At 52.2% G+C, this 10610-nt stretch carries 6 protein-coding genes; 5 read left to right on the forward strand and 1 reads right to left on the reverse strand.

Features of this window, described 5'->3' with window-relative positions:
- The first annotated feature begins 312 nt into the window (after positions 1-312).
- Positions 313-1029 (forward strand): SLATT domain-containing protein, encoded by a 717-nt coding sequence (locus ACZRJ6_RS26005; RefSeq protein WP_463970646.1) that lies wholly within the window; start codon positions 313-315, stop codon positions 1027-1029.
- Between the two features lie 70 nt (positions 1030-1099).
- Here the strand turns inward: ACZRJ6_RS26005 and ACZRJ6_RS26010 are convergent, their stop codons facing one another.
- The gene (locus ACZRJ6_RS26010) at positions 1100-2686 is read right to left on the reverse strand and encodes an RNA-directed DNA polymerase (protein ID WP_463970647.1); all 1587 of its coding nucleotides are present in this window, start codon (positions 2684-2686) and stop codon (positions 1100-1102) included.
- A 411-nt stretch (positions 2687-3097) separates the two neighbouring features.
- Here ACZRJ6_RS26010 and ACZRJ6_RS26015 point away from each other — a divergent pair, with 411 nt between their 5' ends.
- From ACZRJ6_RS26015 to ACZRJ6_RS26030, 4 genes are all read left to right on the forward strand, one after another.
- Positions 3098-4684 carry a hypothetical protein gene (locus ACZRJ6_RS26015; RefSeq protein ID WP_463970648.1) on the forward strand — a complete coding sequence of 529 codons (1587 nt, stop codon included), beginning with the start codon at positions 3098-3100 and terminating at the stop codon, positions 4682-4684.
- A gap of 99 nt (positions 4685-4783) precedes the next feature.
- Positions 4784-8599 carry a CHAT domain-containing protein gene (locus tag ACZRJ6_RS26020; RefSeq protein WP_463970649.1) on the forward strand — a complete coding sequence of 1272 codons (3816 nt, stop codon included), beginning with the start codon at positions 4784-4786 and terminating at the stop codon, positions 8597-8599.
- A gap of 450 nt (positions 8600-9049) precedes the next feature.
- Positions 9050-9667, forward strand: coding sequence for a recombinase family protein (locus ACZRJ6_RS26025; protein WP_463970650.1), 618 nt, complete (start codon positions 9050-9052; stop codon positions 9665-9667).
- A gap of 24 nt (positions 9668-9691) precedes the next feature.
- The gene (locus tag ACZRJ6_RS26030) at positions 9692-10465 is read left to right on the forward strand and encodes a hypothetical protein (protein ID WP_463970651.1); all 774 of its coding nucleotides are present in this window, start codon (positions 9692-9694) and stop codon (positions 10463-10465) included.
- Positions 10466-10610: the final 145 nt, after the last annotated feature.

Here is a 10610-nt window from a genome sequence, read left to right on the forward strand (position 1 = left end):
GAAGACTTCGAAGCCTTGCTGCCGTGGAACTGCTCGCCAGAGATGCCACGGTAACCATTAAGCCCATCGTTTGGTATGTGGGGTTTATGAGGCGCTTACTCTTGAACAGACTATGAACCGCTTCTGGCCAGAAGCAGCCGTTCACGGCGGGCAGCTCTTGGCCAGAAGCGGCCGCTCAAAGTACTCTTATTCAGGATCGACTCATAGGGCGGTAAGACGTGAACACCTCCTAAAACCTTTCGTTTAGCGTTTCATGCCTAATCAAGCATAACTAATAATTCACAATCGATTAATCTAATAAAGAAGATCTTCATGTGTTTAAAAAGCGTTAGGGGTGCGGCTGCTACAATCTTGTCCTGGGTCTTTAGCCTGGGTCCTATAGAAAAAAATATAGATGATCCTGCGGAGAAACTTTTGAACAGCATGCGCGTGACCGCCAGATGCAGATTCAATGCTTCTGTGCGATTAAAAAGGCAAAGTAATTTTTCGTTTTTTACTACTACCATGCTGTCGCTAGGCTTGATTTTCATACCCTTGGTGCAGAATTCAGATGTGAGTATTGCATTCGGCTCTAAGGTTTTGAACATGCTGCAGATTTTTCTCGCAGTAGCGGTTTTAGTTTATTCGGTCATAAATTCTACTGCTAGATATGAAGTTCGCTCTCAAACTCTAAATGAGTGTGGGGACAAGATAAAAGAATTGATTAGAGAGCTCAGGACAGAGATAAAACAGTCAAAGTTAAGCGGCATAAGCATTCCACTCGACAAATTTCATGACCGGTATAATCTCATATCTACTGACTCTGAAAATCATACTCGGGTGGATTTCTCACTAGCCTCACTTGAGATGAAGGATGATTATCATATAACTGGTATCTCGAGAGGGTATCAACGAATTCGCACGGGTACTATTTATGCTATACCGTATATGGTTCCAGTCTCATTCATTATGTTTCAAATTTTGTTTATTTTGGATATGCTGGGGGTTACGTGTGTTTTGACTCCTTATCTTAAACCATTAGCTACTTGAGTAAGCTCTAATAGTTGAGCTGGATTGGCCGACCACCCGATGAGGAATTACATATCATCATTGTTCGCACTCATTGCGAGTGTGTTGTAGATGTAGATATTTGAGTTGGTAGTGTCGGAGCCGGAATAGGAAACGCGACCAAAGGGGTCGTGTCGTAGAAATAGACACCAGATGCCTTTAAGAATCCGAAATTGGGATCGTCTGCAACATGATCACCTCCACCTACTGAAGGCAGCCACCCTTTAATATTCGCCTCATAGGACAAAAGCCAGTGTTCTTCATATAGTCCAGCCGAGGTCATATGGGTTTGCCAATTGGACTTGTCGAGCACTGCCGACATAAGTCCTCTGCTCTCACAATCTAGCGCCATCAGCGCCACCACCGAGTCATCTGCCATCGACAGTGCGGCTACGGCCTCCGTCGTGAGTGTGACTCCGAGGGCGATACTCGCCCACAGCGCATGTGAAACCTCGCTGGAATGCGCTAATGGCGCGTGAGTAGTAATTATCGAGTTTACGACCTCATGTAATTCTGGAATTACCGAAGCAAAGCCGGCGTTTACCCATTTGATAATTAGATCAATGGCATAGGGAAATGTCGCTGGCTCTGGCGTTACACAAAGAAGCAACAGCTGCTGAAATAATTCCCAGTTGTTCGGGAGTAGTGCTACTACTCTAAGTTTTGCGATTGCGTAACTTAAGACTGCTTCACCTGGGAATAGCTTATGCAAATGAAAGGCCTTATTTATAAGCGCTTCCATGTCCACTGCCTGGCCAGATGCTGATGTCCGAATATTATGACTTCGAAGTTCGGTGACCCATGACGCCTCAAATTGTACAGGCAGCTCAAGAACCTTGGTTTTCTTTGGGTTTAAAGCCAGTTCATAATCGCTCAACGCTCTTTCAAGTAAATGAAATGCATCTTCAGCTTCCGTTCTGGTATAGAAGCTTAACTCATAATCATCAATGAATCGGTGTCCTTTTAGCTTCGGTACTCTTGCGATTAATTCAGCATCGCATCGCTGCATAAGAAGCTCTGCTAAAACCAGTGATGTGTCAGGGCCGATAGGGATTCCGATAGTTTGTCCATCCTGCCCCATTCTCACAAGGTAATCTAGATTGTTTCCGAGTAAAGTCGTTCGGCTGCGATTTATCTTGGCGGCAGCCTTTGTATGGAGAGCCCAAGGTATCGAATGAGTGTAGATGCTACTATAGAAGCGACTGATATCCGTCTCTAATAAAAATCTTCTACCCAAACGATTCTTTTGTGCAAGCATTGCCCGCGCACCCTGGGAGTGCCGCCCTTCGATTGCCCGACCCAAGCTTTTTAATTCTGGTGCAGTTGCAGCAATGGCAGTTCCAGAAACCATGGGAGATATAATTGCCCAGTTATCAATTATTTCCTTGGCGAGGAGATAGTAGTGTAGGGGATTACATATTCCCAGTTTGCGTCGTAATAGTCCGCCACGGGCGTGAGAGTATCTAGCGATTTTTGATGTCGGCAGCTGCTTGTACTTTGGATCCGCTCCATTCGCGAAATCTGCAGGAAGTGGGCCGGTCGTTGCAGCAACAATATTTGCAAAGGGCGTCGTGGTGAACGGAGGGCTAGGTAACTCTTTCGGGAAATAGCCTCGCTCTAATAAATCTTTTAGAGACATTCGATATCCTTTCAATGTTCAACACGGGCCACTTTAAGCTACCAATTTGCCACCATGCTGTCCACGGCCGTTTTGGGTGGCAGCATCTCAGCGGCGGTGCGCGTTCGCTTCTGGTCCGATTGCTGTCGGTCATGGTCGACTGCTTTTGGCCCAGAGTGTGTAAAAACGCTTTGTCAAAATTGAAGTGCGCGCGTCTACGTTAAATCTGAAATTTATCGGCACGTCAGCAGATGTGGATTTCGCGCAGATGCGCGATTTCTAGTCCGATTTTGAGTACCTGTCGCGTTCGAAAACGTTTTTACACAGCCTCGGCCGATACCAGCCATGGGAGAGCTCAATGTGAAATGATGGTGCAAGGCTCTTTGCTAGTCTAGGCTGGCCTCTGCAGTCAACTCCCACGGAAAGGACCCCATGATAGAAACGTGCGCGCAGATCCATCGGACGCTCTGGTACAGCAATGAGCTCGCGGTGGCGCAAGGCTATGGAAGAAATCCCCGCGACGAGGCGCTGCTGAAAGCCTTGGCGATCAAGCTGAGCATTCCGGATGAGAGCTTTATTCTTTCCGACGAGAGCAAGGCTATCAGCGCCCAACAGTACCTGATGGCCATGCTGGAGGTCCTTGAACCACTCTCGGTCATGTTCCAAGACATCTGGAATTACTGCGAGCGCAGCATGACGAAGACGTCGAAGAATACCCTCGACATCAGTTGGAATTTCAATATTAAGGGTGACCAAGTCACGATCAATTTCGAGGCCTTTCGGCGCTATCGCCAGCTACTTGAGCAAGTACCAGAAAGTAATGCTTTCAATAATCTCTGCAATGGCTTCGCTGACGCTTGCAGGAACTATCAGGAAAACAGACCCAACGAGAGACCAGCCAAGCTGCCAGCTAAGCCTAAAGATGCGATGCCCAAAAGTGTCGCTTCAAGGATTTACGACCTATGCGAAAGCGTGCGCGACCAAGGGCTGGAAAAAAGCGGCTACTGGGGGACGGCTGATGCAGTACCCACGTTATGGGCCATCAAGAATCTATCGCTCTGGGATATGCATGCCTTTGCACATCTACAGCCACTGCTGAATCAATGTACCCCCAATCTCAAGGCCGAAGACATCCTTGACTTGCCATTCTGGCGCCATCGTTGGCAAATCTACGAGCTTTGGTGCTTGGTCACTACGCTACAGCTGTTTGCGCGACGCGGATTCGAGCTCAATCGCTCGCCGACAGGTGCGGCACTACTTGAGTTGGGGCAAACGGTAGTAGTCGCCGAGCGCAAGAGCCTCCCATTTGGCCAGATCATCTACCAACCGTCCTATCTGCGTCGCGCCGGCAAAAATGTACAGCCGGATATCGTGGTCGTCCGTGGTACATCGACGGTGATTCAGCCAGATGACGTGGCCGCTATCATCGAATGCAAGCAACACAAGATGCCTGACGATGAGTCGTTAAAGACGCTGAAGAAACGCTATTTTGATGGTGTGGCCGCATCCTATGCTGATGCCGTCGCCATAGACGGCGCACTGGTACTGGTGAATTACGACAACGTCGATTTTCCCCACAAGTACACGCTAATCGAAGAGTTCAGACCACAGACGCGGCATACCCTAGCAGCACCGCTAGCGGCCGTGCTCAACGAATTCTCACAAGTTGAAGTTCAACCCCAGCCCGTGCTGATCATTGATGGTTCATCAAGCATGGAGGCGAGACTGGCCGCGCTTCGAGACAAGGTTGGGCAATTGCATAGCGACCTACTAACGTCCCATAAAGTCATCTGCCTACCCTCAACTGGCCCCCTAGAGGTCGACATGAATGCGGTCGGCGCGTGGCTGTTTGCCGGTAGTGAAAGTGTTGAGCTCTTCACCCGGGGCGTGCGCCTAGCCAAGCAAATGTATCCGCTTGCGACGGTGCATATCATCACAGACTTGAAGGCGGATTCCATGATCATGTCTGAGCTTGCAAAGGCATGTATCGACATCCCGTTCCAGGTGCATTGTATTTGAGCACCGCCATGCCTTTCCCTGATTTTCTTCTGCACCATGCCTGCATTAACTGAGATCAGCATTAGTACCCTGTGTCGTCGTATTACAAGGAAGTAGGTTATGAATGAGGCGGAAATTTCACAGGCGGCAAACGTTCAGGGATATGACCCTAAAGTGCTATTCGCCAAAGGCTTTAACTTCGGGACCGCAGACCTCATACAAGGAGGCTCGTTTTCAGAGGTGATTGGACGAACAGTCATTGCGCTCTTGATGGGCCTGACCGATGCAAACGGCAAAAGACCGTTTTCTGGTGTCACCGTCATTTTGCCGCCGGCCTCGGCGACCAGCTTGAATGACGTAGCTGTGTTTGATGCCCTGGCTGCTGGTACGAAATTTCTGCGTGGTTCTGAACCAAGTGCGCAGGAGCTCGAGTACTTGAGACAGGAAGTACGCGTCCTGAATTGCCCCACTCTTGATACGGCTGACCTTGCAGCGTCCGTCCTGAAGGAAGGCGCGCGGCGGCTAGTGGCGGTTGCCTCAGCCAGCATTTATCGAGACCTGGACATCGAGTCTCCAGGCGCGTTTGGGGCCTCAGCTGTTCTGACATCAGAGGACCTTTGGGTACCTCATGTGGCTTCTCTATGTCGGCGGTGCGTGGCTGCAGTGAAGGGCATGGATGGATATGCCATAGTTCATGTTGAAGAGTCCCCGGCCACTCGGCAGCACAATACTGAGCAGCTAGTTGCCGTTGATGATTGCTACGTCGCTTGCTTAGCACTCGATCACGATGAAAAGGAAGAGGTTGATCGGCGTGCACATAGGTGGCTTGCTCTCGCGCTAGGCGGGGAAATTTCGGTAGCCATTACTGAGATCGATAGCCTTCAGTTGTCTGAGGTAAACCGGTACCACGTGCTTGCCCAGCTGTTCTCTCGGGCGGCAATGCATGGCGATGCAATCGCCACCATCACGCAGCTACTGCCACATATCTCGGTGTTAGAGCCATCGAGCCAGGTCCAGTTGGCGTGGTTGGCTCATAAGAGCGGGGACGACTCGCTCGCACTGAAACTCTTGCCTGACGATGCTGAACTCGTATCTAGCGTCATTTGGATCGAGCAAGGACTCGAGTTAGCGACGCTTATTGAGGATAACTACCTAATCGAGCGTTACGACGCGCGTCTCGTCCAGATGTATCCAGGTTCGGATCGCTTACGAGAGAACCGTGATCGCCGCTTACTGTGGAACTGCTCCTCTAAAATAGAAGAAGGGCAGGCCTTTACTACGGCAGGCTTCACTGAAAAACACCTGGGAATACTGAGCGCCGTTGTGTCGCAGGGGCCAGACTACGAGCGGATCATAGAGCTGGCGAGGGAATGGGGCACGGACTGGTTGGAGCTCGCTGCAATCTGCTGTTCCATGCACGCCTGGAGCATCGGTCAGTCTCGGTATGCAGCTGAAATTGCGAGCCAAATTACGACGTCTGATCTGTACGGTCGCCAGGCGACTCAGGTTGTACTGTGGTCGGTACGCTCCTTAATGCTGAAGGAACAGGTCAGTCGGAACGAGCGAGATTATTATCGTGTCCCGCTGCTGGCGGCGATACGTTTCCTGGCCCTCCATCCAGGGGACGGAAGCATTAGATCTCAGCTTTCACGACTGCTCTCTGTGGACACCTGCGGAGACATCGGGATTCCCATGGTTGCCACAACGATGTTGGATATTGCCGAGGATGGTGTGAGGCTTGCCACATCGGATGAAGAGGCGCATACGTCAGATCGCGATAAGGGGGGCAGCGTCGAACCGGACGAGAGCGAAATTAAAGCGTGTATCGAGAATGGACTGAAATGGCTGGGTACCCATGGTGCTGCGGAGTTCGGGGTGACCGTCCTACCTGCGGAATTGGTACCTTATCCCGACGAGACGATCCGCTTTCTTGTCCGGATGATTCTTATGAGCGCGCCGAAAGGCGAGGATGTCGATCTTAGGTTCTTGGAGACCTTAGCCTTACTAGTTTGTGCGATAAGTCCGCATGCAACCAGTGAGCGAAATGAAGATCTGCGCGCCATGCGCCTCGTAGCTGGAAATTGTGCTGCAGCCGGGCAGTTTCAACGAGCGAGAAATCTAGCCGAGCAAATTCTAGTGATGGGGCAGGGAAGTGCGCTCCGCCAGAGGCTGACTTGGCTGGGCTTCGCAGATACCTATCACCGCTGTCGCAATATGGCAGAGGCATTAGTCGGGCTTGCATGTGCTTTGGCAACGAATGCCCCGGTGAGCAAAGCCGATCTATGGCAAGAGGTTCATACCGCAATCCGCATTCTACGAGACCTTGGGTTATTCCCAATGGCACGTGGCTTTTTGCCAACATTGAAAAAGCTAGCGGGCGATCTGAACCTTGATGCGGAGAACGATCCGCGAATCGTCGCAACTGAAATGAGCCTCCGACTAATGGAGGCCGGCAGCAACCAGAATGAAGAAATCGCAGCGATTGTGAGTGGGTTGTCTAACGGTTGTGAGCGCGCCATGACTGACCGAAGCTTGCTACTTCCCTTGGTCGTCATGTTGGGGCAGGCAGTTCAGAAAGCCAAAGCAGCAGCTGTACATGTGGACGAAAGCACTCTTGACCTGCTGAAGGCCGGGCTCGCGCTTTTAGGTCGGCAGGTTTCTCAATTGGTGGAAACTGTCTCATCTGACGCGCCATCTGCGGCGGACGTTACCTCGATGTTCAATCAAGTGCAGCGAGCACTCTATGCAGCGGATGCCGCCGGTGATTTTGAAATTGTTGGCGTGGCGGCTCGTCGTCTATTGAGCGACCGGGTGGGTCGGCCTGCCTCTGCGGAGGACAAAGCGCTAGCCGTTGAGCTTCTCGCGGATCACGCCGTTGCATTGCCAGCGCACCCTCCTGCCATGCAAATCGGTTGGCCGGTCCACTACGCTAAGTCGCTTAACGGCGAGGGGCTAGATGTGGTTTTCCTGGGGCTGGACAGTGCCGGCGAGCTTGTTGTAACTCATGTGTCTAACGGACTCGTTCAGTTCATTGAGCAACCTAGGCATGACCGTTCCTTCCGTTTGCGGATGCTTACGTGGCTCGAGGATTATCCTCGCAAATATGGCTATGTTGATGCGGCCGACGGAGATGATGAGTTCTTTATCACGATGGAGCGGTTAGATGTGCGGCTTCCTGCACCCGAGTCGCTCTTAGTGATAGCGGAGCCGTTGATACAGCAGTTGACCGTGAACCTCGGGCCAGTGACGCCTGAGGGTGGGAAGTTCCCATATCTCTTGGGCACCACAACAGCGGTAGGGATGATGCCTTCGCTTACTTGGCTCTCAATGGCGAGGGCCACTGAGCGCAGTGGCAAAACAGCCTATAGAGCTTGGATCTCTACTCAAGAAGGCCCTGAGGCAAACGGTACACTTGGCAGGGCGCTGGAAAGACTTGGTGGCACCTTCGATGACTTTGGATTCATCGTCGACAATGGACGACAGCTTCCGCCTGACATGTCAGATGCCAAGCTTGCAGTGATTACTGCGCATGGCGGACTGACCGCAGAGGGGCGGTACATCCACAGTATTCGGGATGAGGATAGCCTCTTCGAGGCACCTACAGCACTCGCCGCTGCACTTGCAGGAGTTGAGGTGGTGATTCTCTTCGTATGCAGCGGAGGCCGAATTGACAAGCATCCTTGGGGAAATACAACTGTAGGTCTGCCCAAGCTGCTTTTGGACAAAGGCTGCCGTGTAGTTATCGCTTCGCCTTGGCCGCTGGACGTAAAAGTGACCTACAACTGGCTTGAGCCATTCCTTCGGGAGTGGGAAGCAGGCTCGACAGTTCTCCAGGCGGTAAAAAAGGCTAACGAGGAGGTCGCCCATAGGCTCGGTGATCGTCCGCAATATTCGCTTGGAATGACTGCATATGGTGATGTTTTGCTGACTAAGTGAGCGACTAGGCGAGGCCTAGGTATGGCGATACCGCCTAGTGGGGTAGTCTGGTTTGAACTGGCTTGAGGTGACTGGCAGCTTTTGGCCGTTTTCGGCCTGTCACGCTCGACCGGTTGGGATCGTTTTTACCTGTCAAAGTTGTTGCCTAGGTCTTGGAAAGACGCGTCAGTGGAGAAGTGAAGTAGGAGGTTGCTTTCAATACTTCGCCATTCCTGGCTGGAATGGCTTCTGACAAATACAGAAACCAGGTAGTCCTCAGTTTCTCCAATCGGTGTCATCGGCTGCGCGTCAATCCGGGTATGGGTAATTGGCTTTGTTCTGTCGTTAATTTTTAGGGTATGCCTATCCAGATACAGGCATATTTTGCCTTTTCCGTGCTTTTCGCTTGATAAGTAACACCTATAGTGCAACAGTATTAGTAGAACGCCCTAACTGATACAGGCACACATCATGTTCATCCGCGCATACCTCCGAGCATCCACCGAAGAGCAAGACGCCGGCCGCGCCCGCGCCTCGCTTGAGCAGTTCGCCACCGACCATAACAAGGTCATCGCCAGCGTGTACCTGGAGAACGCCAGCGGCGCCACAGCCGACCGGCCGGAGCTGCTGCGCCTGCTCAAGGATGCCCGCAAGGGTGACGTGTTGCTGGTGGAGTCGATAGACCGTCTCTCCCGCCTACCGGTTGAGGACTGGCAAAAGCTCAAGACCGCTATCGACTCCAAGGGCCTGCGCATCGTCGCGCTCGATCTGCCGACCAGCCACCAGGGAATGCAGGACACCAAGGGCGACGAGTTCACCGGGCGGATGCTGGGAGCCATCAACTCAATGCTGGTGGAAATGATGGCCGCCATCGCCCGTAAGGACTACGAGCAGCGCCGTGATCGGCAGGCCCAAGGCATCGAGAAGGCCAAGGCCGCCGGCAAGTACCAGGGGCGGCCGGTTGACGCCGATCTGCACAAGCGTGTCACCGAGCTGCTCAGCGCCGGCCTGGGCATTCGCGCCACAGCAAGGCACGCAAGCTGCTCGACTACTACAGTGCTTCGCATCCGAGATCAAATATCTAGCTAACCACCAAATAAATTAGAGGCCGCAGTGAAAAACTATCTAACGCTATTAGGGCACGGCAGCAAAATTGGTGGCGCAGCGGTCGGAGGGGCCGTTGGATCGCTGGCCGGGCCAGCCGGAACCGTAGCGGGGGCCGCTATCGGCGCAGCGGTTGGGGAAGCTTGCGTGGTAGTTCTGGACGATATCGCAAAAAGGTACCTGTCACCGCGCGAAGAACAGCGTGTCGCCGGTGTGGCAGCCCTCGCCATTGACGGAATTCGCGAACGACTTCTTTGGGAGCAAAAAAGAGACGACAACTTTTTTGAAGGGGATGGTGAGTCACCGTCCCCAGCAGAAGAGCTCTTTGAAGGAGTGTTACTAAACGCTAAGCAGGAGCATGAAGAGCTCAAACTCCCATACCTTGCCAACTTCTATACAAACCTCGTTTTTGCTCCCTACGTGCAACGCGCGGAGGCAAACTATCTCCTGAGCATCGCTGAAGCACTGACTTACAGGCAGTTCTGCCTGATGAGCCTAATCAGCCAAACGGACAAATTTAAAGTCAGAGATACGCTATGGGCGGAAGGAGGGGCCGTTAACGCAGACTCCATGGACGCGGCTCAGCAAGCTCTGTACCTATATCAGCGACAGCTACTTATCAGCTTCAGCAAGGAGCACGGCCGGGGAGGCTTTGTGTACGAAATCAACCTCGTACTTCCGTCTGAGGCGATTGTATCCGGTACAGGCAAACGGCTCGTAGAGCTGCTCGGACTAAAGAATATCCCAGCGGCAGAACTCTCAGAGCTAGCTTCACTTTTATGACGATTAGTCAGATAAGTTCCACACGGTTGCACCCATAGCGCACCCATGTAGTGGTCAACTAATCCCGGACACGACGTTAAGTTTTTTCTCGGCCTGAGCCGGTGGCAGCCCACCATTAAATTGGTGCGGTCGAATCCAGTTGTAC

It is taken from the genome of Pseudomonas sp. C321 (assembly GCF_055407105.1).